Source organism: Saccharopolyspora shandongensis, assembly GCF_900106995.1.
Lineage (GTDB): Bacteria > Actinomycetota > Actinomycetes > Mycobacteriales > Pseudonocardiaceae > Saccharopolyspora > Saccharopolyspora shandongensis.
Map to the genome: position 1 here is coordinate 23,192 of NZ_FNOK01000034.1, position 22,426 is coordinate 45,617.

The following is a 22,426-nucleotide window of genomic DNA, read 5'->3' on the forward strand; positions in this document are numbered from 1 at the left end:
GTTGGACGCCGAGTACCGGGCGTGTCATGGGACGATGGTGTGAACCCCGCACTAGTCGACATCCGCGAGGAACACTGAGTGAGCAGTTTCGCCGACACCACGTTCACGCCCCCGGAGCGAATCCGGAACTTCTGCATCATCGCGCACATCGACCACGGCAAGTCGACGCTGGCCGACCGCATGCTGCAGCTGACCGGTGTGCTGGAGGAGCGCGCGTACCGGGCCCAGTACCTCGACCGGATGGACATCGAGCGGGAGCGCGGCATCACGATCAAGGCGCAGAACGTGCGCCTGCCGTGGACCTCCGACGGCGTCGACCACGTGCTGCACATGATCGACACCCCCGGTCACGTCGACTTCACCTACGAGGTCAGCCGGTCGCTGGCGGCCTGCGAGGGCGCGGTGCTGCTGGTCGATGCCGCACAGGGCATCGAGGCGCAGACGCTCGCGAACCTGTACCTCGCGATGGAGCACGACCTGCAGATCATCCCCGTGCTCAACAAGATCGACCTGCCGGCCGCCGAGCCCGACAAGTACGCCGCCGAGCTGGCGCACATCATCGGCTGCGAGCCGGAGGACGTGCTGCGGGTGTCGGCCAAGACCGGTGAGGGCGTCGGGGAGGTGCTCGACGAGGTCGTCCGGCAGATCCCGGCGCCCCAGGGCGTCACCGACTCGCCGCCGCGCGCGATGATCTTCGACTCGGTCTACGACACCTATCGCGGCGTGGTGACCTACATCCGGGTGGTCGACGGCAAGATCACCCCGCGGCAGCGGATCCGGATGATGTCCACCGGCGCGACCCACGAGCTGCTCGAAGTCGGCATCATCTCGCCGGAACCGAAGGTGTCGGCGGGCCTCGGCGTCGGCGAGGTCGGCTACCTGATCACCGGCGTGAAGGACGTCCGCCAGTCCAAGGTCGGCGACACGATCACCGCCGAGCGCAAGGGCGCGGAGGAGCCGCTCAGCGGCTACCGCGAGCCGAAGCCGATGGTGTACTCGGGGCTCTACCCGGTGGACGGCACGGACTACCCGCTGCTGCGCGAGGCGCTGGACAAGCTGCAGCTCAACGACGCCGCCCTGACCTACGAGCCGGAGACCTCCGGGGCGCTGGGCTTCGGGTTCCGCTGCGGTTTCCTCGGTCTGCTGCACCTGGAGATCACCCGGGACCGGCTGGAGCGCGAGTTCAACCTGAACCTGATCTCCACGGCGCCGAACGTGGTCTACGAGGTGCAGATGGAGGACGAGTCGGAGCTGGTGGTGACCAACCCGTCCGACTGGCCCGAGGGCAAGATCAAGGACGTCCTCGAACCGGTCGCGAGGTGCACGATCATCGCGCCGTCGGAGTTCGTGGGCACGATCATGGAGCTGTGCCAGAGCCGGCGTGGGCAGCTGTCCGGGATGGACTACCTGTCGGAGAGCCGGGTGGAGCTGCGCTACTCGCTGCCGCTCGCGGAGATCGTGTTCGACTTCTTCGACCAGCTGAAGTCGCGGACCCGCGGTTACGCCTCGATGGACTACGAGGAGTCGGGCATGCAGGCGTCGAACCTGGTGAAGGTCGACATCCTGCTGCAGGGCGAGCCGGTGGACGCGTTCAGCGCGATCGTGCACCGCGACGCCGCTTACGCCTACGGCACGAAGATGGCCTCGAAGCTGCGCGAGCTGATCCCGCGGCAGCAGTTCGAGGTGCCGATCCAGGCGGCGATCGGGTCGCGGATCATCGCCCGCGAGACGATCCGCGCGATCCGCAAGGACGTGCTCGCCAAGTGCTACGGCGGTGACATCAGCCGGAAGCGCAAGCTGCTGGAGAAGCAGAAGGAAGGCAAGAAGCGGATGAAGACCATCGGCCGCGTCGAGGTCCCGCAGGAAGCCTTCGTGGCGGCGCTGTCCACCGACGAGGCCAAGGACGACAAGGCCAAGGGCAAGAAGTAGCGCGCGGCCCCGGTGCCGGCGATCGAGTGCCGCCACCGGGGCTCCTGCTACGCCGTCCGCAGGTCGTGTTCGTCCATCCAGGACGCGACTACGGTGGCGATCGCTCCGGGGTGGTCTTCCGGTGTGTGGTGCCCGGCGACGAGTTCGTGGTGGGCGATGTCGAGGTTGGCGATGTTGGTGGCGCACCAGTCGATGAGCTGCGGGGTCATCATCGTTCCCGGCCCGGGTTCGAAGGTGAGCATCAGCTTGGGCACGTCGGCGCTGGTCGTCAGCCACTCGTCGTAGTCGCGGACCCTGGCGGTGACGTCGGCCGGTTCCCCGCCGAGCGGCATCGCGCGCGTCCAGCGCAGCAGCGGCAGGCGGCTGCCGCGGGTGGGGTAGGGCTTGCGGTAGGCATCGAGGGTCTCGGCGTCGAGCCGGGTGGCGACGGTGCCCTGCAGCCCGTCGAAGAGGTCGCCGTCCAGAACCATCTCCTCGCCGACGCCCGGAGCCTTGAACGCACGGAAGAGGTCGCGGCCCGCCGCCGGGAACTCCTGCCAGGACATCGGTTTCACGATCGTCTCGGTGAACGCGACGCCCCGAACCCGGCCGGGATGGCGCGCGGCCCAGTCGAAGGCGAGTGCGCCGCCCCAGTCGTGTCCAATGAGGACGATGGTGTCGAGGTCCAGCGCATCGAACCACGCGTCCAGGTAGCGGGTGTGGTCGTCGAAGGTGTAGTCGATGTCGGGCTTGCCCGAGTCGCCCATGCCGATCAGGTCCGGTGCCAGCCGCCGGCCGGGATCGCCCACGGCCGGTAGGACTCGCCGCCACAGGTGCGACGAGGTGGGGTTTCCGTGCAGGAAGACGATCGGCACGCCGGTGCCGGTCTCCCGGTAGAACATGGTCGAGTCGAGAACGCGTGCGACAGGCAAGGCGGTGTCTCCGTGGAGGTTCAGATCGTGTTGTGCGCGGTCACTCGAAGGCAGCGTTGTTGCTCGCCGCCCACTCGGCGAAGGTGCGGGCCGGTCGGCCGAGGAGCCGCTCGACGTCGGGGCTGACCTGCTGCAAAGAGCCCGGCGTGCCCAGGATGTCGAGGGTGCTGTCGACGACCGGTTCGGGCATGTAGCGGATCATCTGGGCTTTGGCTTCCGCCCGGGTCTGCTCGACGAACCGCACCGGCTCACCCAGGGCCTCGCCGATCGCCGCGGCCTGCTGCCGGGGAGTGATCGGCGCCGGTCCGGTCAGCGCGTAGGAGTGGCCGGCGTGGCGGGCGTCGCGCAGTGCGACGGCGGCGACCTCGGCGATGTCGGCCGGGTGGACGGCGGGCAGCCCGACGTCACCGAACGGTGCGGCGATCGCTCGCTGCGTGCGGACCGTTTCGGCCCACTGGAAGGCGTTGGACGCGAAGTTCCCCGGCCGCAGCAAGGTCCATTCCAGGCCCGACCGCTTGACGGCGTCCTCGAACACCGGCGGGTGGTGTCCCGTGCTGACGCCTTGCGAGGACAGCAGGACGACCCGCCGAACGCCGCCGGCCCGGGCGACTTCCAGGACGGTGTCGAGGCTGCCACCGGTTCCGGCGAAATCGCCGGAGGTCAGCAGGAAGAGGGCGGTGGCCCCATCGACGGCGGCTTTGAGTCCCGCCGGATCCGCCAGGTCGGCCTGCTGGTGGCGCACGCCTGCCGGCACGTCCTGGGCGGCGATCCGGCGGGACACCGCCGTCACTTCTTCGCCCGCCTCGACGAGGGACTGCACCAGCGGTCGCCCGACGTTCCCGGTCGCTCCGGTCACCACGATCATTTCGTGCTCCGTTTCCGAGTTCCTGCGTTGACTCGGCGAAGCTACTATCGATGGGCTAGTAGGTACCTAGAGGAAAGTATTGGGCGAGAGGGGGAAATGTGCGGGAGGACACACACCTGCGCGGTGGCGGAGAGGTCGCTCCGGAGAACGCCTGCCCGATCGCGCCGGTGGTCGACATCGTCTTCAGCCGGTGGACCACGCCGATCCTGTGGGCGCTGCACGAGTACGGCCGCCAGCGGTTCGTGGAACTGGAGCGCCGCATCACCTCGATCACTCCGAAGGTGCTGACCCAGCGGCTCCGCGCCCTGGAGCGGGACGGTCTCGTCGTGCGCAGCTACTACGCCGAGGTCCCGCCGCGGGTCGAGTACGAGATCAGCGACCTCGGGCGCAGCCTGGCGCCGCTGTTCGCCGCGCTCGCGGAATGGTCGGTCAACCTGGACGAGGTCGAGCGGGCCCGCCAGGACTACGACGTCAGGAAGCAGGTCCGCGCGTGATCCGACTGCCTGCTACGCGGGAACGGTGGCAGGGACGTCGGCTTCGCCGAGCGGAATCGGCCTGAGCAGGGCGAGGCGGCTGGCGGTGCGTTCGACGTCGGTGCCGTCCGCCAGCGTTCCGGCGATGCTGTGATCGGCCAGCACGTGCGTGGTGATGTCCTTGTCGCACAACACATCCACGACGTTGGCGAAGCGCTGGCGGGCGTCCGGTCCGCAGTCGGCGAGCCTGGGCACGCCGCTGATCACCCAGGTGTCGAACCGCTCGGCGAGGGCGAGGTAGTCGCGCGTCGAAGTGGGCGTCGCGCATAGCTCGCGGAAGTCGAACCACACCAGCCGGTCCCGAACCGCCAGCGCGCGGAGGCTCCGGCCGTTGATGTGCAGCGTGCTCTGTTCTTCGTTGCCCGGCGGCGGGAATTCGCTCTCCGGCCATTGCCAGGTGCCTTCGGCGAAGCGCCCTTGCCGGTTGGTGGTCCGGTAGTCGGTGGGGCCCGCGAGCGCGACGACGTCCTGGTGCGCCTCGATGAGCTCGATGGCGGGCAGGAACAGGTGGTGGTACAGCGGGTTGGGCAGCAGCCCGGCCGGCGGGTAGTTCGACGTCGTCACGAGCGTGACGCAGCGCGCGTGCAGGGCGCGCAGCAGATGCGTGATCAGCCCCGCATCGCCGGGATCGTGCACGTGGAACTCGTCGAAGCACACCAGCCGGCATCCGTCGAGCAGCTCGGCCACCGCCGCATCCACCGCGCTCGATCCGCTCGACGAGCGGTGCGCGGCGGCGGTGCGGTGCAGCCGGTCGAAGAAGTCGTGGAAGTGCACGCGCAGTTTGCCGCGGACGGGTGCTTCGGCGAAGAACGTGTTCACCAGGAAGCTCTTGCCGCGTCCCACCGGCCCGTGCAGGTAGAGCCCGCGCGGGCGGTGGAAGTGCTTCCGCAGCTCGGCGCCGAGTGCGGCGAGCTTGTCGGCGACCGGTCGTTGCGCGTCGTCGAGCTCGAACCCTTGCTGTGCGGCCGCCAGGTCGAAGCTCGCACGCAGTGTTCCGGGTGCTCGGTGGATCAACTTCCCTCCCCGTGGCTCTACATTCATAGAGGCTCTATGGATGTAGAGTACTGATGGTGTCGGGGAGGTAGGGCGATGTGTGAGCAGGACCGCCGAACGCGCATCGCGGACGCGGCGATCGAGATCGTCGCGGAGCAAGGCGTTCGCGCGTTGACGCACCTGGCCGTCGACTCCCGGCTGGAGCTGCCGCGAGGATCGACGTCGTACTACATGCGGACGAGGCGGGCGCTGCTGGAGGCCGCGGTGGCGCGGTTGGCGGCGCGGGCGAGGGCGGATTTCGACGCGATCGCGGGCCCGCGCTCGGACCGGGTGCCGGATGTTCGCGGCGCGGCCGACGGGATCGCGGTCCAGCTGGATCGGATGCTCGGGCCCCGCCGCCGCGACACGATCGCCCGGTATGCGCTCGTGGCGGAGGTGGCCGCGGCCGCGGAGCTGCACGAACCGCTCGCGCGGGCGGCGTTCTCCCGTCCGCTGGCCGTCGAGCTGCTGATCGCCTTGGGGGCATCCGATCCGGAGTTCGCCGCCGCCGGTCTGGTCAGCCTGTGCGAGGGGCTGGTGTTCGACCGGGTCATCGGCAGCCGGTCGCTGGATGCGCCGGAGCCCGGCAGTGCGGCCAGCATCGACGAGCTTTCCCAGGTGGTGCAGGCATATTTGCGCGGCGTGCTCGGCGGCTGACGCTGGGCGTCCACCACTCGCGGATCAGTGCTCGCCGGCGGCGAGTTGAGCGCTGCACGCCGTCTGGATCTCGAGTTCGAGTTCTCGCGGCGTCCGGCCCCAACCGGCTCCCCACTCGTCCGCGAAGTCGAAGATCTGGCCGAGCGGAAGGGCGATGACGCTGATGGCGTAGCCGGACCGGGAGACGATCTCGCAGACCCTCTTCAGGACCCACCGCTCGGTCGCGCGGCAGTCGGCGTGCACGCGAGCGAGTTCGGTGAACGCCACCCGTGCTGCGGTTTCCTCCGAGCCCGGGATGGTTGCTGCGCAGTCGGCCAGCGCGGCGGGCAGAACGTCGTTGACCTCGCGCGGATCCGCACCGCTGAGACCGGCCAGGGTCCGGAGAGCCTCTCCGTCGTAGCCCTGGGCGAGCCAGTGCGCTGCCCATAGCGGGATCCGGTCGGCCGCGGCGACCTGGAGCGTCGCCCAAGCGGCGACCAGCTCCGGCGTGGGGATCTCGCCCGAATCCGGGGTGGGCCAGTCGTGCACGCCCCATGATGACTGATCAGCCGACGCGGAGGCCGCCGAATTTCGGCCGGCTCTCCGCACATCGACGCCTTGGCCGAGTTTCAGTCCCACACGAGAGAAAGGACGTGGCTGCCTGCGGGAACGGCGGGTTCGTCGCCGGGGTCCGAGATCGCGTAGCCCTCGATGACGCCATCGGCCTGCAGGTACTCCGAGTCGAGCAGTTCCTCGATGTCGTCGGGTTCCCGGTCGGTGCAGATCGCGATGGCTTCGGCGGCGATCTCGTCGACTTCGTGGGTGTCGTCGAGCTGTACCCGTACCCACTCCACGCCGGGTTCCGCCGCGAGCGCGCGCAGCCGTTGCTCGATCTCCGCGAGCGGAGGCCGGTCGTGGCCCCACTGGTTTGGTGCGAGGGATTCCTCGTCGGTGTTGCCGACGAAGAATTCGTCGATGGTGAGCAGCGGGAGGGCGTCGCTTGCGGCCTCGGAGCGGGCGAGAACCTCGGAGTGCGAGATCACGATCGGGAGACTGGACAATCCGGCTGCTCCGCAGGGGAGTCAGCCGTCGAGGGCGTCGATGACGGCCCGGGTGGCGGCTTCGGTCCCGCCCTCGGGGCAGCCGTTGGGGAGCAGCCGGATGCCGCCCCGGCGGTATGCCCGGGCGACGGCGTCCTTGATGCGCGCTGCGGTCGACCGGTCGCCCAGGTGTTCCAGCATGAGAGCGGCGGCGAGGATCTGCGAGGTCGGGTTCGCCTTGTCCTGCCCGGCGATCGCGGGGGCGCTGCCGTGGATGGGTTCGAAGTAGGCGGCGTGATCGCCGATGTTGCCGGACGGGCACATGCCGAGTCCGCCGACGGTCGCCGCGCCGACGTCGCTGAGGATGTCGCCGAGGAAGTTCTCCATCACGAGCACGTCGAAGTGCCCGGGATCGGCGACGAGGTCGTGCCCGGCGGCGTCGGCGTAGCGGTAGTCCCGCTCGATGTCGGGGTATTCGTCGGCGATCTCGTCGAAGACCGCCCGGAAGAAGGCGAAGCTGCGCAGCACGTTGCTCTTGTCCACGCAGGTCACCCGGCGCACCCGGTCGGCGGGCGCGCCGCCTCTCCGGCGCGCGAGCTCGAACGCGAAGCGCACCACGCGTTCGGTGCCTTCCCGGGTCATGAGCAGCTGGTCGGCGACGGCGCGGTCGTTGCCGACGCCGCGCCCGCGTGAGAGGTAGAGCCCCTCGGTGTTCTCGCGCACGATGACGTAGTCGATGCCCGGTTCGGCGCTGCGCAGCGGGGTCGCAGCGCCTGGGAGCAGGGTGATCGGGCGGACGTTGGCGTAGGTGTCGAGCCCGCCGCGCAGGATCCCGCCGAGGACTCCGGCCTCGGTGCCGTCGGGGTGACGGACGTCGGGGAGACCGACCGGGCCTTTGAGGACACCGTCGTAGGTGTTGCGGATCCGCTGCAGCACCTCCGGGCTCAAGGCGGTTCCGGTGCGGCGGAAGGTTCCGGCGCCGCCGTCCTCGGTGGTGAAGTGCAGGTCGGCGGAGGCGGCCCGGAGCACCTCGACGGCGCTTTCGACGAGTTCGGGGCCGATGCCGTCGCCGGGGATCAGGGCGATCGAGAACTGCGGCCGGGTGCCCATGCTCCTCCTTCGGATCGTGCGCCTGGCGCCGCGCGGTCGAGTCGATCTCGCCGCGCGGCAATGTGGCAGGACTGTCCGCATCGGACTCGCGGTGGATCAGCCTTGGTGCGCCTCAACGAACGCGTACACGTCGGCCTCGTCCACACCGGGGAAGGTGTCCGACGGCAGCGCGGCGAGCACGTGCGAGTGCGCCCGCGCCGACGGCCACACCATGCCTTCCCACCGGCTCGCGAGCTCCGCCGGCGGGCGCTGGCAGCATTCGCCGTTCGGGCACTTCGACTTGGAGTGGTTGTTGGTGTCCCGGCCCCGGAACCACCGCGACTCCGTGTAGGGCACGCCGAGGGTGATCGCGAAGTCCCGCCCGCGGTTGGGGTCGACGTGCGCGACGCACCAGTGCGTGGCACCGGGCTTGTCGGTGTACTGGTAGTAGGTCGAGTAGCGGTCCGAGGAGGCGAACACCTGCCGCCCCGCCCAGTACCGGCACATCCGCTGCCCCTCGATGGCACCGGTCGGGTCGCTGGGGAAGACCAGCCCGTCGTTCTCGTACGCCTTGTAGATGATGCCGGTCTCGTCGTTGCGCACGAAGTGGCAGACGAGGTCCAGGTACTGGGTGGCGAGGTTGGTGAACCGGTGCGCGGCCATCTCGTAGGACACCGAGAACACGTCGCGCAGGTCTTCGACGGCGAGGTCGCGCTCGGCCTTCGCGTCCTGCAGGAACGGCACCGCGGTCTGCTCCGGGACCAGGACTGCGGCGGCGAAGTAGTTCGCCTCCACGCGCTGCCGCAGGAAGTCGGCGAAGTCGCGGGGCTGCCGGTGACCGAGGCTGAGGTGGCCGAGGGTCTGCAGCAGGATCGTCCGCGGGCTGTGCATGCCCAGCGATTCGCGGCGCAGGAAGATCCGCCGGTTCTTCAGGTCGGTCACCGAGCGCACCGAGCGGGGCAGGTCGGTGACGAACCGCAGCCCGTAGCCGAGGTGCGTGGCGATCGACTGGATCAGCCCCTCCGACAGCGGGCCGCCGTGGTAGCCGACCTTGTCGAGGATGCCGGCGGCGGTCTTCTCGATCTCGGGGAAGTAGTTGCCGTGCTCGCGCATCATGCCGCGCAGCTCGGCGTTGGCCTTGCGGGCTTCCTCGGGCGTGGCGACCTGCTTGGTCTCGCGGCGCTTGAGCTCTTCGTAGAGCGCGAGGACGTGTTCCAGCGCTTCGGTGGGGACGCGCTTGCCGACCTTCAGGGGCGGCACGCCGAGCCGCTGGTAGAGCGGGTCGAGCTGGGCCTTCTCCACGGCGATCTCCAGCTCGGCGCGCCGGTTCGGCGGCTTCTTCGACAGCAGTTCGTCGACGGAGGTGCCCAGCGCATCGGCCAGCGAGCGCAGCAGCGACAGCTTCGGCTCGCGGTGGCCGTTCTCCAGCAGCGACAGCTGCGACGGCGCACGCCCGACCCGCTCGCCCAGCTCGACGAGGGTGAGCCCGGCCGCGCGCCGCAAGTGCCGCAGCCGCTGACCGAAGACCAGAAGGTCGTGTTCTGTTGAAAAATTACGGTCTTCTTCAGTGGCAAACTCCGTCATGGCGTTGATGTTATCAGAAAAATTTCAAAAATTACCTCGAAATTCTGGTCGTGTTTCGCTGGATCAGGGCCAAGACTGGGATCAACAAGCCGCAGGGGAATCCCGGAAGGGGAACATGATGAGCATCCGCGAGCAGGCGAAGCAGGCAACCGAAGAACTCCAGCGCGACTGGGACACCAACCCGCGGTGGAAGGGCATCGAGCGCACGCACTCGGCCGAAACGGTCATCCGCCTCCGCGGTTCCGTGCGCGAGGAGCACACCCTCGCCCGGCAGGGCAGCGAGCGGCTGTGGAAGCTGCTGAACGAGACCGACTACGTCAACTCGCTCGGCGCGCTGACCGGCAACCAGGCGGTCCAGCAGGTCCGCGCCGGTCTGCAGGCCATCTACCTGTCCGGCTGGCAGGTCGCCGCGGACGCCAACCTGGCCGGCGAGACCTACCCGGACCAGAGCCTGTACCCGGCCAACTCGGTCCCGTCGGTCGTGCGGCGGATCAACAACGCCCTCAAGCGCGCCGACCAGATCAACTGGTCCGAGGCCCTGGACCCGCAGGGCGCCGGCGGCGAGAGCGAGGACATCCACTGGCTGGCGCCGATCGTCGCCGACGCCGAGGCCGGGTTCGGTGGCGTGCTCAACGCCTACGAGCTGATGAAGGGCATGATCGCGGCCGGCGCCGCGGGCGTGCACTGGGAGGACCAGCTGGCCTCCGAGAAGAAGTGCGGCCACCTCGGCGGCAAGGTGCTCATCCCCACCGGTCAGCACGTCAAGACCCTCAACGCCGCGCGCCTGGCGGCCGACGTCGCCGGCGTCCCCAGCCTGGTCATCGCTCGCACCGACGCGCAGGCCGCGACGCTGCTGACCAGCGACATCGACGAGCGCGACCAGCAGTACGTCACCGGGGAGCGCACCCCGGAGGGCTTCTACAAGGTGCGTAACGGCATCGAGCCGTGCATCACCCGCGCCCTGGCCTACGCGCCGCACTCGGACCTGATCTGGATGGAGACCTCCACTCCGGACCTGGAGGTCGCCCGCCGGTTCGCCGAGGCGGTCAAGGACAAGTACCCGGAGCAGATGCTGGCCTACAACTGCTCGCCGTCGTTCAACTGGAAGAAGAACCTGGACGACAGCACCATCGCCAAGTTCCAGCGCGAACTCGGCCACATGGGCTACAAGTTCCAGTTCATCACGCTGGCCGGCTTCCACGCGCTGAACTACAGCATGTTCGACCTGGCCAAGGGCTACGCGGCGGACGGCATGACGTCCTATGTGGAGCTGCAGGAGCGCGAGTTCGACTCGGAGTCCCGCGGCTACACCGCCACCCGCCACCAGCGCGAGGCGGGCACCGGCTACTTCGACCTGATCAGCACCGCGGTGAGCCCGGACTCCTCGACCACCGCGCTGGCCGGTTCGACCGAGGCCGCCCAGTTCCACTGATCTGGCTGACCAATTGAATCCGTGGTCGGCGCGTGAGCAGCGCGCCGACCACGCCCCAGACGCACCAGCGGCCCTGTGGCGGGGTGTCGGAAAATCGCGATGGTGCGAGTGGGCGGGAACCCAGGCGTCGGGTTCCCGCCCACTTTTTTTGCCCGATCCAGTGATCATCGGCCCCAGCTGTATCTGTTCGGGCCCTTCGCTCCTCTTTATTTGCGAGACCCCGAAACCTCGGGGTGCACGAGCGGAGGGAGCACGCGATGTCTATCGACCTTGGCGGGCGGCGGTTCACGGTGCAGGACCTGGAGGCGTTCCCGGAGGACGGTCGCCGGTACGAACTCGTCGACGGCGAGCTGCTGGTGGGCCCGGTGCCGGGCTGGCCGCACCAGGAGGCGCTCGGGGCGCTGTTCGTCCAGCTGCACCGGGCGAGTCCGCCCGAATGCCGGGTGCTGTCCGCGCCGTTCGCGGTGCGCCAGGACCTGTGGACCGAGCTGCGGCCGGACATCCTGGTCGCGCGCTACACCGACCTGACGATGCGGAGCCTGCGGGCCGCGCCGGTGCTGGCGGTGGAGGTCGCATCGCCGAGCAGCCGGTTGAACGACATCAGCCTGCGCAAGGCGGCCCACGCCAGGCTGGGTACCCAGCACTTCTGGTTGGTCGATCCGGATCTCGAGGTGCCGTCGGTGACTGCCTGGGAGCTGGTCGGCGGCAGCGACTACCAGCGGGTGGCGCGGGTGGTCGGCGACGAGCTGTTCGAGCCGGAACGACCATTCCCGGTCCGGTTCGCCCCGGTCGACCTGGTCGCCGGGCTGCGGCCCTGACGGAACGGTGCTCGCGGGTCAGCGGGCCACCGGGCGCCACATTCCGTAGACGGTGAGGCCGCCGGCGACCGGGTACTCGTGGATCACGCGGAACCCGAACCGCTCGAACCGGTCGACCGCGGCGTGCGCTGTGGCTTCCAGGTAGACCGGGGTGTCGTGGGCATCGGCACGCGTCAGCCCGGATTCCAGCAGGGCGCTGCCGAGTCCGCGACCGCGGGCGTCCGGTGTGGTGCCGATGGCGGCCAGGTGCCAGTGCGGTTCGTCGGGCCGGTGGCTGTCGGTGGCGTTGAACGCCTGGATCGCCCGCGCGGTCTCGGGAAGCCGCCAGCGGAACACTGACAGCAGTGCCGGGAGGTGTACGAGGCGTCGGCCGAGCGGGGCGGCTTGGCTGCCCGGCCGGTCCCACACCGCGACGGCGTGCGGGTGCCCGTCCAGCTCGGCGATCTCGGTGCCGTGATCGAGGTGATCTTGGTTCAGCAGAAGGGAGAACAGTGCGCGGAGCTTGGTTTCTCGCTGCGTTTCGAGCGGCAGCAGTGCTGCCATCCGGGGCTCGTCGCGGTATGACGCGCTGAGCAAGTCGGCCAGCGCTGGGGTGTCTGCACTGCTGGCGGCGCGGAGCGCGAGGCCGTCGCGCGTGGTGGTTCGCATGGGGGGTGCCTTTCCGATCAGCTCCTCAACTCCGTTATGCCCAAACGAAAGGAGAAATGCCGTTGAAAGAGTGCCGGATCACGCAAGGTTGAGCCTGCGGCTTCGGATGGCGGTCCGGCGCGGTTGGCGCTGTGGTGTGCGCGATGCTCTGATGCGTTCTTGGTGAGGGCGGGACTACCGTCGAAACATGATCGCAGAGCGACGAATTCCCCTGATCGCCGCGCCGATGGCGGGTGGCGCCTCCACGCCGGAACTGGCCGCAGCCGTGAGCGCCGAGGGCGGCCTCGGTTTCCTGGCCGCGGGGTACCTGTCGGCCGACGCGTTGGCGGCTCAGGTCGCAGCGTTGCGGGCGCTCACGGCGGAGCCGTTCGGGGTGAACCTCTTCGTTCCGGGCGAGCGTCGGGATCGCGATCTCGCCGACTACCCGGCTCGGGTGGCGGCGGCAGCCGAGCGGCACGGCGTCGAGCCGGGCTCGCCGAGCTGGGACGACGACAACTACCCGGCCAAGGTGGAGGTCGTGATCGCCGAGCGCGTCCCCGTCGTGTCGTTCACCTTCGGGTTGCCCGCGAAGTCCATTGTGGAACGTCTGCACGAGGCGGGCTCCGAGGTCGTGGTCACGGTCACGACGCCGCAGGAGGCGCGCGCTGCGGCGGACGTGGGAGCGGACCTGGTGTGCGTGCAGGGCATGGAGGCCGGCGGGCATCGCGCGGTGTTCAACGACGATCCGGCGTTGCCGGGTGGCGGGCAGCTGCTCGGTCTGCTGGCGGCGATCCGGCTGATCCAGGCCGAGGTCGGCCTGCCGATCATCGCGGCGGGTGGCCTGGTGCACGGCGCGGATGTGGCGGCGGTGCTGGCCGCGGGTGCGGTATCGGCGCAGCTGGGGACTGCGTTCCTGGTGTGCGACGAGGCGGGCACGCAGCCGACGCAGCGTGCCGAAATCGCGGCGGGACAACGGGAAACCGCGCTGACGCGGGCGTTCAGCGGCCGCCCGGCACGGGGGCTGGTGAACCGGTTCCTGGCCGACAACGGTGACGCCCCGGCGGCGTACCCGCAGCTGAACAACCTGACGAAGCCGATGAGAGGTGCCGCGGGCAAGGCCGGCGACGCGGAGCTGATGTCGTTGTGGGCGGGCCAAACCTACGCGCAAGCGCGCCCGCTGCCCGCAGCGGAACTGGTGCGCCGCCTGACCGAGGAGGCCCGCCAGGCACTGCAGCAGGCCGGCGCCCGGCTGTAACCACGGCGTTGATCACTGCCGCGCGGCAGCAATGGGGAGGGTGGGGTGGGGGGAGGGGGAGGGCCCAAGGAAGCCGCGCGCAAGTGGTTCGGCGGTGTAGCGGAGGAGCCACGGCGCCGCTCGCCGGGCGGGCTGTCGGCTCTGGGGGCCGTGCCCCCGAGCGACGACTGCCGGGCAGGGCTGCTTCCAGCGGATACTCGCTCGGTTCGCGGGTGGCCGTCCGCGTAGGTTGGGGCCATGGGGATTGTGCAGTCGGTGAACCTCGCGGTGGTGCGGACCGGGGATTGGACCGGGCGCGTGGGGCGCAGCGGTATCGACAAGCACCCGGCCGGTGGGCCGGTGTGGTTCGAGCAGGCCGGCGTGCGCGGCGACACGGTGTGCGACCTGAAGTACCACGGGGCTTGGTACCAGGCGGCCTACGCCTTCGACAGCGAGGAACTCCGGTACTGGTCGCAGGAGTTGGGGCGCGAGCTGGTTCCGGGCAATGCCGGCGAGAACCTCACGTTGGTCGGGTGCGACAGCAGTTCCGCGGTGATCGGTGAGCGGTGGCGGATCGGTGGGGCGGTGCTGCGGGTGACGGGTCCACGCACGCCGTGCCGGGTGTTCGCCGGGTTCTGGGACGTCAAGGGCCTGGTCAAGCGGTTCAGCGAGCACGGCCGGACCGGTGCGTACCTGGCGGTGGAGGAGCCGGGCGAGATCAGCGCGGGCGATGCGGTCGAGGTGCTCTCCCGGCCGGCGCACGGGGTGCAGGTGTCCGAGGTGTTCGCCTTGAAGATGCAGGACCGCGGTGACCTGGCCGAACACGTCACCGGTGGCCTCGCCGATCTGCCGGAGAAGTGGCGCGAGTCGATCGCCGCGAGGGTGCAGCGCTACCGCTCGGGGCGGCATTCGACGATGGCGTAGCCGTTGTCCAGCGGCGTGAAATCCTCGACGGCGAGCCCGGCGGCCTCCGCGACCTGCTGGGTTCGGTCGAGATCGCGCATCCGGCCGCCGACGTAGATCATCATCCGCAGGTCCATCTCGGTGAACAGCGCCATCCGCTCCCGGTCCGGCAGCAGTTCGATGATCAGCAGTCGCCCGCCCGGGGCGATCGCCCGCTTGCAGTTCTCCAGGATCCGGGTGGCGTCCTCGTCGTCCCAGTCGCCGAGGACGTCGCAGACCACCACGGCGTCGGCCTGGATGGGCAGTGGGTCGAAGAAGCTCGCGGTGACCACCTCGGAGCGGTCGCCGACGCCCTGTTCGCGCAGGTAGTCGGCGGCGCTGCGGGCCGGTCCGGTCAGGTCGACCAGGATGCCGCGCGCCTTCGGGTTGGCCCGGAGGATCTCGGCGAGCAGCACGCCCTTGCCGCCGCCGACGTCGGCGATCCGGCCGTATGCGCTCCAGTCGTGCGCGACGGCGATCAGCGGGGCGATCCCGTAGGTCTTGGTCTCCATGAGGGCGTCGAACGAGTCCGACAGTTGCGGGTTGTGCGCCAGGTCTTCCCAGAAGGACCGGCCGAACGCGGCCGGATAGGCGGGGTGGCGGCCGCGGACCTGCTCGATGAGCTCGACGAACGCGAGGTCGGCGCGGCCGACGGCGCCGTCCAGGTCCAGCCAGGGCTGGGGGCCGTCGTCCAGGTCGCTGCGCAGTGCCTCCGAGGCGTCGTTGGGGCCGAAGACGTCGTGCTCGGGTTCGGTGAACATGCCGCGGTGCACCAGGAATCGCAGGACGCGCCCGAGCGGATCGGCCTCGGCCCGGCAGCGGTGCGCGATGTCGGCGAGCGGGAGCGGGCCGTCCTTGACCGCGTCGGGCACCCGGAGGGTGGCCGCCGTGCGGACTGCGAACGGCGTGGCCAGGTCGGCCATAGCCCAGACGTCCGGCGACTCGGGGGGCATGCGTTGCAGGGTAAGCCCGTCCGGCCTGCTCAGCGCGCCGCGAGCAGCCCGCCGGGGCTGAACGCGCTTTCGACCGGGTCCGGCTGTGCTTTGTGGACAGCTCGTCGACGCCACGCTGGGTTCGATGGCGCGGGTGCGAAGTCGTTGTTCCTGAAGGGAAAGCCCGCGTGCGGCCGGCCGCCGAGTGGATCGCGAGCCCCTCGGGCCGAAGCGGCCCGAAGGGCTCGCCGATCCGCTATACGCCGAAGACGCCTTCGCTGATCGCGCTCGGCGCCCCGGGGCTGCCCTGCTTCACGTCCCAGGTCCAGAACTCGACGACGTTGTGGTCCGGGTCGGCCACGTACGCCGAGCGCGCATTGCCCGGACCGAACTCCACCTCGTCGACCTGCGCGCCCTGCGCGCGAACTCGCTCGACGACCGCGTCGTACTCGTCGTCGCTCACCGACAGGGCGTAGTGGACGTGCACGCCGCCCCGGGCGCGGGCTATGCCCAGGGCCGGCTTCCACAAGCCGATCCTGGTGCCGCCGGCCAGCACCCACACCGCTTCGCGGTTGCGCCAGTGCCCGCCTTCCCAGCGTTCGATGACCGGGAATCCGAGCACCTCGGTGTAGAAGCGCTCCGCGGCGTCGAGGTCCGCCACCTCCAGGACCAGTTCGTTCACACCGGACGTCATCGCCATCCTCCTATATAGGTAACTGCCGATTCTCTTTATATAGGAGAGTGGCGATACAATGGGCTGGTGGGCGACGATGATCTGGCACACACCGCTGGCCTGTTCCGGGCGATGGGGCACCCCATCCGGCTCGGCGTCCTCGACCGCCTGCGTCGCGAGGGCGAGATCTGCGCCTGCGACTTCACCGAGTACTTCGGGGTGAGCCAGCCGACGATCTCCGGCCACCTGCGCACGTTGCGCGAGGCCGGGCTGGTGCGAACCCGCCGGGACGGCACCCAGATCTGCTACTCGCTCGACCCGGCGGCGCTGGACGTGGTCCGGCGGATGTCCGTTTCGCTGGTTCCGTCCGCGTAGAGGCGTGCGGGGTGGCGGGGCGTCCCGGTACGGTGGCGAAGAGCCCGGGAGGACGGTCCGCATGCGCCTGGCCGAAATGGCCGATCTGACCCGCCGAGACGCCGCCGACGGCGTGCAGCAGCAGATCGTCGCGGCAGTCATCGATGCCGGTGGGCAAGTCCTGCTGGTGCGTCGCCGCGAGACGGATTCCCGCGGCGGCGAATGGGAATTCCCCGGCGGCAAGGTCGATCCCGGTGAAGACCTGAACACGGCGCTGCGCCGCGAGGTGGTCGAGGAGACCGGCCTCCGCATCGCGGAGATCAACGGCTACCTGGGCGCGTTCGACTACATCACCCGGAGTGGCACGTACAACCGCCAGCACACCTGGTCGGTCACCGTCGCCACGGCCGAAGGCGTGAGGCTGACCGAGCACGACGCGTACGCCTGGGTGTCGGCGGCCGGCGAGATCCCGCTCGGCGCCGATCTCGAAGGCATCCTGGAGAAGTACTTCAAGTCCTGATCGTCCTGAGTGGACGAGTAGGCGTGAAGTCGCTGTGCCGGCGGTGGTGCCGCGCTTCTCGCCAGGATCTCCTGATGGGCGAAATAGGTCGTAGTCCCTGCGTCGTGCGGGGCAGCCCTGGGGCGCCTCGCGGACCGTTCGGGGCGTGAGCGGCGACCGGTCCCGGTCGGGCTGCATTCGATCTCATCAGCATCCGCCGGCGGTTCGGCGTGGGAAGTCGTCCGCGCCCTCCTCGGATCCGTCAGGTCTTCACCGCTACCCGATCGGGCCTGTGATGCAGCGCACCCTGTTGCATTGGCCGCGTTTCTGGGAAAGATTGGAGTACCAAAGGTTTGGTTTCCTAGTAATTACCGACCGGTTCGGCGGAAGGTGCGTTGCGACATGACCAACGAGCTGGAGCACTTCATCGGCGGCAAGCGCGTGGCGGGGACGTCCGGGTCCTTCGGTGACGTGTTCGATCCCAACACCGGGCAGGTGCAGGCCAGGGTGCCGCTGGCCTCGGCGGAGGAGGTCGCGGCGGCGGTCGACAACGCCGCCGAGGCGCAGCCGGCGTGGGCCGCGACGAACCCGCAGAAGCGGGCGCGGGTGCTGATGCGGTTCCTCCAGCTGGTCAACGACGAGATGGACTCGCTGGCCAGGCTGCTCGCCTCGGAGCACGGCAAGACCGTCGCCGACGCCAAGGGCGACATCCAGCGCGGCCTGGAGGTCGTCGAGTTCGCCGTCGGCATCCCGCACCTGCTCAAGGGCGAGTACAGCGAGAACGTCGGCACCAGCATCGACGTGTACTCGATGCGGCAGCCGCTGGGCGTGGTCGCCGGCATCACGCCGTTCAACTTCCCCGCGATGATCCCGCTGTGGAAGGCCGCGCCGGCCATCGCCTGCGGCAACGCCTTCGTGCTCAAGCCCTCCGAACGCGACCCCTCGGTGCCGCTGCGGCTGGCCGAGCTGTTCATCGAGGCCGGGCTGCCGCCGGGGATCTTCAACGTGGTCAACGGCGACAAGACCGCGGTGGACGCCATCCTGACCGAGCCGCGCATCGAGGCCGTCGGGTTCGTCGGCTCGTCGGCGATCGCCGAGTACATCTACTCGACCGCCGCGGCCCACGGGAAGCGCGCGCAGTGCTTCGGCGGCGCCAAGAATCACCTGATCGTGATGCCCGACGCCGACCTGGACCAGGCCGTCGACGCCCTGATCGGCGCCGGTTATGGCTCCGCCGGGGAGCGCTGCATGGCGATCTCGGTCGCGGTCCCGGTCGGCGAGGCCACCGCCGACGCGTTGGTCGAGAAGCTCGTCGAGCGGGTGCAGCGGCTGACGATCGGCACCAGCTTCGACGAGGCCGCCGACTTCGGCCCGCTGGTGACCAAGCAGGCCTGGCAGCGGGTCCGCGACCTGATCGGCGTCGGTGTCGAGGAAGGCGCGAAGCTGCTGGTCGACGGCCGGGACTTCGAGCTCGCCGGGCACGAGGACGGCTTCTTCCTGGGCGCCTCGCTGTTCGACCACGTCACCCCGGACATGCGGATCTACCAGGAGGAGATCTTCGGGCCGGTGCTGTCGGTGGTCCGCGCCGCCGACTACGACGAGGCGGTCCGGCTGCCCAGCGAGAACGAGTACGGCAACGGCGTGGCGATCTTCACCCGCGACGGCGATGCGGCGCGCGAGTTCGTCTCCCGCGTCAACACCGGCATGGTCGGCGTCAACGTGCCGATCCCGGTGCCGATCGCCTACCACACCTTCGGCGGCTGGAAGCGGTCCGGATTCGGCGACCTCAACCAGCACGGGCCGGACTCGATCCGGTTCTACACCAAGACCAAGACGGTCACCTCGCGCTGGCCCTCCGGCCTCAAGGAAGGCGCCAGCTTCACCATTCCGACGATGCACTGAACCGGGCGGGTGCGGCGGCGATCTCGTTGCGAAATCGCCGCCGCACCCGCGCCGGGAGGTGCGAAATCGCTCACGGGGAAGGGAGTGGACGTGTCCGTTGCAGCCGTGGCCGGCCCGGTGTCGCCGTTCGATCTCACCGAGGACCAGCGCGCGATCCAGCAGACCGCGCGGGAGTTCGCCACCGAACAACTCGCCCCGCACGCCATCGAATGGGATCAGGCCAAGCACTTCCCGGTCGAGGCGCTGCGCGCAGCCGGGCAGCTCGGCATCGGCGGCATCTACGTCGACGAGTCGGTCGGCGGCAGCGGGCTGAGCCGGTTCGACTCGGTGCTGATCTTCGAGGCGCTCGCCACCGGCGACCCGTCGATCGCCGCCTACATCTCCATCCACAACATGTGCGCGGGCATGATCGACCGCTTCGGCAACGCCGAGCAGCGCGCCCGCTGGCTGCCTGGGCTGTGCTCGATGGAACGCCTGGCCAGCTACTGCCTCACCGAGCCCGGCGCGGGCTCGGACGCGGCGGCGCTGGAGACCCGCGCGGTTCGCGATGGCGGCGACTACCTGCTGACCGGCGTCAAGCAGTTCATCTCCGGCGGCGGGACCTCGGATGTCTACGTGGTGATGGCCCGCACCGGCGAGCCCGGCGCGAAGGGCATCTCCACCTTCGTCGTCGAGGGCGATTCCGAGGGCCTGTCCTTCGGCGCCAACGAGAAGAAGATGGGCTGGAACGCCCAGCCGACCCGGCAGGTGATCTTCGACGGCGTCCGGGTGCCCGCCGCCCAGCGGCTCGGCGACGAGGGCATCGGCTTCCGGATCGCCATGACCGGTCTGGACGGCGGCCGGCTCAGCATCGCCGCGTGCTCGCTCGGCGGCGCGCAGGCCGCGCTCGACAAGAGCCTCGCCTATGTGCGGGAGCGCAGCGCGTTCGGCGCCAAGCTCAGCGAGTTCCAGGTGCTGCAGTTCAAGCTCGCCGACATGGCCACCGAACTGGAGGCCGCGCGGCTGCTGCTGTGGCGGGCGGCGTGGGCGCTGGACGTCAAGGACCCGGCGGCCACCCGGTTGTGCGCGATGGCCAAGCGGCTGGCCACCGACGCGGGGTTCGCGGTGGCCAACGAGGCACTTCAGATCCACGGTGGTTACGGCTACCTTGCCGAGTACGGCCTGGAGAAGATCGTCCGCGACCTGCGGGTGCATCAGATCCTGGAGGGTACCAACGAAATCATGCGGCTGATCATCTCCCGGGGGCTGCTGGCGGCCTGACCGCCGGCGGCACGGGGCAGCGCATCAGCTGCGCGGATCGGGTGGTGTGGGCGGGCGGCGGCGGCCGGTTCCGCCGCGCGCACCGATCCGCGCACACGGACAGAAACTTGGAGTCGCATCATGACGGAGCCCGAGATCCTGGTTCGCGAACAGGGCTCGCTCGGCCGGATCACGCTCAACCGCCCCAAGGCGCTCAACTCGCTGACGCTGGGGATGGTCCGGGCGATGGCGCAGGCGGTGGAGCAGTGGCGCACCGCTGAGCACATCCGGGCGATCCTGATCGACGGGGCCGGTGAGCGCGGGCTGTGCGCGGGCGGCGACGTCCGCGCCCTGCACGACGCGGCGAAGGCCGGTGACGAGTCGCTGCCCGCCGCGTTCTGGACCGAGGAGTACCAGCTCAACTCGGCCCTGGCGGGTTACCCGAAGCCGGTCGTCGGGATCATGGACGGCATCTGCATGGGCGGCGGCGTCGGCATCTCCGCGCACGGCTCGCACCGCGTGGTCACCGAGCGCTCCAAGGTCGGCATGCCCGAGGTCGGCATCGGCTTCATCCCCGACGTCGGCGGCACCTACCTGCTCTCCCGGGCCCCCGGCGAGCTCGGCACGCACCTGGCGCTGACCGGTGCGCCGGTCGGCGGCGCGGACGCGATCTACTGCGGGGTCGCCGACTACTACGTCAACAGCGCGAACCTGCCGGAACTCGTCGAGGCGCTGGCGGTCGGCGAGGTGGACGAGGTGCTGCAGAAGTTCTCCGAACCCGCACCCGAGGCGCCCCTGGCCGCGCAGCGGGAGTGGATCGACGCCGCGTACTCGGCGGACGACGTCGAGGAGATCCTGCGGCGCCTGCGCGAGCGGCCGGAGGAAGCGGCCCGCGAGACCGCCGAGGTGATCGGGCAGAAGTCGCCGACCTCGCTCAAGGTCACCCGGAAGGCCCTGCGCAGCGACTACGACTCGCTGGAGGACGCCCTCGTCCAGGAATACCGGCTGGCCATGGCGTGCGTGCGCATCGGCGACTTCGTCGAGGGCGTGCGCGCGACGCTGGTCGACAAGGACCGCAACCCGCAGTGGTCGCCGGCACAGCTGTCCGATGTGGACGAGTCTCGGGTGGAGAAGTTCTTCGAACCGGTCGCGGACGAGCCGAAGCTGTTCGGCTGATCCGCGGCGGCCTTGACGGAAGTTCCAGCGCAGAAGGGGAAAATGACAATGGCTGTCATCGGATTCATCGGGCTGGGCCACATGGGCGGCCCGATGTCGGCGAACCTCGTCAAGGCCGGCCACTCGGTGCAGGGGTTCGACCTGATCCCGGCGGCGCTGGAGGTCGCCGACCGGCACGGCGTGACCACCGTCGCATCGGCGGCCGATGCCGCCGCCGGTGCCGACGCGGTGATCACCATGCTGCCCAGCGGCAAGCACGTGCTGGCCTGCTACGACGAGGTGCTCGCCGCGGCCAAGCCCGGCACCCTGCTCATCGACTCCTCCACCGTCGACGTCGCGGACGCCCGCCAGGCGCACGAGCGGGCCGCCGAGGCGGGCTTCGGCTCCATCGACGCCCCGGTCTCGGGCGGCACCGCCGGCGCCGAGGCGGGCACCCTGACGTTCATGGTGGGCGGCTCGGAGGAGGACTTCCACCGCGCCGAACCGCTGCTGGAACCGATGGCGCGCAAGGTCATCCACTGCGGCGGGCCCGGCAACGGCCAGGTCACCAAGATGTGCAACAACCTCATCCTCGGCGCGTCCATGGTCGCGGTGAGCGAGGCGTTCGTGCTGGGGGAGCGGCTGGGGCTGTCGCACCAGGCGCTCTACGACGTGGCGTCCATCTCCACCGGGCAGTGCTGGGCGCTGACCACCAACTGCCCGGTGCCGGACCTGGTGGAGACCAGCCGCGCCAACCACGACTACGAGCCTGGCTTCGCCGCGGCGCTGATGCTCAAGGACCTCCGGTTGGCGACCTCGGCGGCGGAGCAGAGCGGCACCGACGCCGCGATCGGCCGCCTGGCCACCGAGCTCTACCGGCGGTTCAACGAGGAGGGCGGCGGCGACCTGGACTTCGGCGCGATCATCAAGTCCATCCGGGAGCACTCCGAACAGCGCTGACGACCGGCTGCCGGTTTCGCGAGGAATTACCGTTTCCCCC

23 protein-coding genes are annotated in these 22,426 nt (G+C 69.9%); 13 read left to right on the forward strand and 10 right to left on the reverse strand.

Features of this window, described 5'->3' with window-relative positions:
* The first annotated feature begins 78 nt into the window (after positions 1-78).
* A complete protein-coding gene (lepA, locus tag BLW84_RS29110) occupies positions 79-1,929 on the forward strand; it encodes a translation elongation factor 4 (RefSeq protein WP_093271633.1) in 1,851 nt (616 codons plus the stop codon).
* Between the two features lie 47 nt (positions 1,930-1,976).
* On the opposite strand, the gene BLW84_RS29115 is transcribed toward lepA, so the two are convergent.
* Both BLW84_RS29115 and BLW84_RS29120 read right to left on the reverse strand, forming a co-directional pair.
* Positions 1,977-2,840, reverse strand: a complete 864-nt coding sequence (locus tag BLW84_RS29115; protein WP_093271636.1) for a haloalkane dehalogenase — start codon at positions 2,838-2,840, stop codon at positions 1,977-1,979.
* A 40-nt stretch (positions 2,841-2,880) separates the two neighbouring features.
* The gene (locus tag BLW84_RS29120; protein WP_093271638.1) at positions 2,881-3,705 is read right to left on the reverse strand and encodes an NAD(P)H-binding protein; all 825 of its coding nucleotides are present in this window, start codon (positions 3,703-3,705) and stop codon (positions 2,881-2,883) included.
* Between the two features lie 98 nt (positions 3,706-3,803).
* Between BLW84_RS29120 and BLW84_RS29125 the strand changes: the two genes are divergently transcribed.
* On the forward strand, positions 3,804-4,199 hold the full coding sequence (locus BLW84_RS29125; protein ID WP_245761455.1) for a winged helix-turn-helix transcriptional regulator: 396 nt from the start codon (positions 3,804-3,806) through the stop codon (positions 4,197-4,199).
* Positions 4,200-4,211: 12 nt separating this feature from the next.
* Here the strand turns inward: BLW84_RS29125 and zapE are convergent, their stop codons facing one another.
* Positions 4,212-5,252, reverse strand: coding sequence for a cell division protein ZapE (gene zapE, locus BLW84_RS29130; RefSeq protein ID WP_245761456.1), 1,041 nt, complete (start codon positions 5,250-5,252; stop codon positions 4,212-4,214).
* Positions 5,253-5,327: 75 nt separating this feature from the next.
* Here zapE and BLW84_RS29135 point away from each other — a divergent pair, with 75 nt between their 5' ends.
* Positions 5,328-5,927 carry a TetR/AcrR family transcriptional regulator gene (locus BLW84_RS29135; protein WP_093271643.1) on the forward strand — a complete coding sequence of 200 codons (600 nt, stop codon included), beginning with the start codon at positions 5,328-5,330 and terminating at the stop codon, positions 5,925-5,927.
* 24 nt (positions 5,928-5,951) lie between these two features.
* Here BLW84_RS29135 and BLW84_RS29140 read toward each other — a convergent pair whose 3' ends face one another.
* From BLW84_RS29140 to BLW84_RS29155, 4 genes are all read right to left on the reverse strand, one after another.
* Positions 5,952-6,455 carry a hypothetical protein gene (locus BLW84_RS29140; protein ID WP_093271646.1) on the reverse strand — a complete coding sequence of 168 codons (504 nt, stop codon included), beginning with the start codon at positions 6,453-6,455 and terminating at the stop codon, positions 5,952-5,954.
* Positions 6,456-6,535: 80 nt separating this feature from the next.
* On the reverse strand, positions 6,536-6,949 hold the full coding sequence (locus tag BLW84_RS29145; protein WP_143061140.1) for a hypothetical protein: 414 nt from the start codon (positions 6,947-6,949) through the stop codon (positions 6,536-6,538).
* A 39-nt stretch (positions 6,950-6,988) separates the two neighbouring features.
* Positions 6,989-8,056, reverse strand: a complete 1,068-nt coding sequence (locus tag BLW84_RS29150; protein WP_093271650.1) for an isocitrate/isopropylmalate dehydrogenase family protein — start codon at positions 8,054-8,056, stop codon at positions 6,989-6,991.
* A gap of 96 nt (positions 8,057-8,152) precedes the next feature.
* Complete coding sequence (locus BLW84_RS29155; RefSeq protein ID WP_093271653.1) at positions 8,153-9,619, reverse strand: helix-turn-helix transcriptional regulator; 1,467 nt, start codon at positions 9,617-9,619, stop codon at positions 8,153-8,155.
* Between the two features lie 115 nt (positions 9,620-9,734).
* Here BLW84_RS29155 and aceA point away from each other — a divergent pair, with 115 nt between their 5' ends.
* Both aceA and BLW84_RS29165 read left to right on the forward strand, forming a co-directional pair.
* Positions 9,735-11,051 (forward strand): isocitrate lyase, encoded by a 1,317-nt coding sequence (gene aceA / locus BLW84_RS29160; RefSeq protein ID WP_218157507.1) that lies wholly within the window; start codon positions 9,735-9,737, stop codon positions 11,049-11,051.
* Positions 11,052-11,308: 257 nt separating this feature from the next.
* Positions 11,309-11,869: a Uma2 family endonuclease gene (locus BLW84_RS29165; protein WP_093271655.1), complete on the forward strand. Its 561-nt coding sequence runs from the start codon at positions 11,309-11,311 to the stop codon at positions 11,867-11,869.
* Between the two features lie 18 nt (positions 11,870-11,887).
* Here BLW84_RS29165 and BLW84_RS29170 read toward each other — a convergent pair whose 3' ends face one another.
* Positions 11,888-12,517 carry a GNAT family N-acetyltransferase gene (locus tag BLW84_RS29170; RefSeq protein WP_093271657.1) on the reverse strand — a complete coding sequence of 210 codons (630 nt, stop codon included), beginning with the start codon at positions 12,515-12,517 and terminating at the stop codon, positions 11,888-11,890.
* Between the two features lie 187 nt (positions 12,518-12,704).
* Between BLW84_RS29170 and BLW84_RS29175 the strand changes: the two genes are divergently transcribed.
* Both BLW84_RS29175 and BLW84_RS29180 read left to right on the forward strand, forming a co-directional pair.
* Positions 12,705-13,751, forward strand: a complete 1,047-nt coding sequence (locus BLW84_RS29175; RefSeq protein ID WP_093271660.1) for an NAD(P)H-dependent flavin oxidoreductase — start codon at positions 12,705-12,707, stop codon at positions 13,749-13,751.
* A 237-nt stretch (positions 13,752-13,988) separates the two neighbouring features.
* The gene (locus BLW84_RS29180) at positions 13,989-14,654 is read left to right on the forward strand and encodes an MOSC domain-containing protein (RefSeq protein ID WP_093271662.1); all 666 of its coding nucleotides are present in this window, start codon (positions 13,989-13,991) and stop codon (positions 14,652-14,654) included.
* Here BLW84_RS29180 and BLW84_RS29185 read toward each other — a convergent pair.
* Together BLW84_RS29185 and BLW84_RS29190 are read right to left on the reverse strand one after the other, a co-directional pair.
* Positions 14,621-15,625: a methyltransferase gene (locus BLW84_RS29185; RefSeq protein ID WP_245761457.1), complete on the reverse strand. Its 1,005-nt coding sequence runs from the start codon at positions 15,623-15,625 to the stop codon at positions 14,621-14,623. The two genes, BLW84_RS29180 and BLW84_RS29185, sit on opposite strands and share 34 nt — an antisense overlap.
* A gap of 235 nt (positions 15,626-15,860) precedes the next feature.
* Positions 15,861-16,298, reverse strand: coding sequence for a VOC family protein (locus tag BLW84_RS29190; RefSeq protein ID WP_245761458.1), 438 nt, complete (start codon positions 16,296-16,298; stop codon positions 15,861-15,863).
* A 66-nt stretch (positions 16,299-16,364) separates the two neighbouring features.
* Between BLW84_RS29190 and BLW84_RS29195 the strand changes: the two genes are divergently transcribed.
* From BLW84_RS29195 to mmsB, 6 genes are all read left to right on the forward strand, one after another.
* Positions 16,365-16,652 carry an ArsR/SmtB family transcription factor gene (locus tag BLW84_RS29195; RefSeq protein WP_143061141.1) on the forward strand — a complete coding sequence of 96 codons (288 nt, stop codon included), beginning with the start codon at positions 16,365-16,367 and terminating at the stop codon, positions 16,650-16,652.
* 61 nt (positions 16,653-16,713) lie between these two features.
* Positions 16,714-17,151, forward strand: coding sequence for an NUDIX domain-containing protein (locus tag BLW84_RS29200; protein ID WP_093271669.1), 438 nt, complete (start codon positions 16,714-16,716; stop codon positions 17,149-17,151).
* 381 nt (positions 17,152-17,532) lie between these two features.
* Positions 17,533-19,032, forward strand: coding sequence for a CoA-acylating methylmalonate-semialdehyde dehydrogenase (locus BLW84_RS29205; protein ID WP_093271671.1), 1,500 nt, complete (start codon positions 17,533-17,535; stop codon positions 19,030-19,032).
* 90 nt (positions 19,033-19,122) lie between these two features.
* Entirely contained in the window at positions 19,123-20,292 is a 1,170-nt protein-coding gene (locus tag BLW84_RS29210) for an isobutyryl-CoA dehydrogenase (RefSeq protein WP_093271805.1), read from the forward strand.
* Between the two features lie 120 nt (positions 20,293-20,412).
* Entirely contained in the window at positions 20,413-21,447 is a 1,035-nt protein-coding gene (locus BLW84_RS29215; RefSeq protein WP_177226750.1) for an enoyl-CoA hydratase/isomerase family protein, read from the forward strand.
* 48 nt (positions 21,448-21,495) lie between these two features.
* Positions 21,496-22,386, forward strand: coding sequence for a 3-hydroxyisobutyrate dehydrogenase (gene mmsB, locus BLW84_RS29220; protein ID WP_093271675.1), 891 nt, complete (start codon positions 21,496-21,498; stop codon positions 22,384-22,386).
* Positions 22,387-22,426 lie beyond the last annotated feature (40 nt).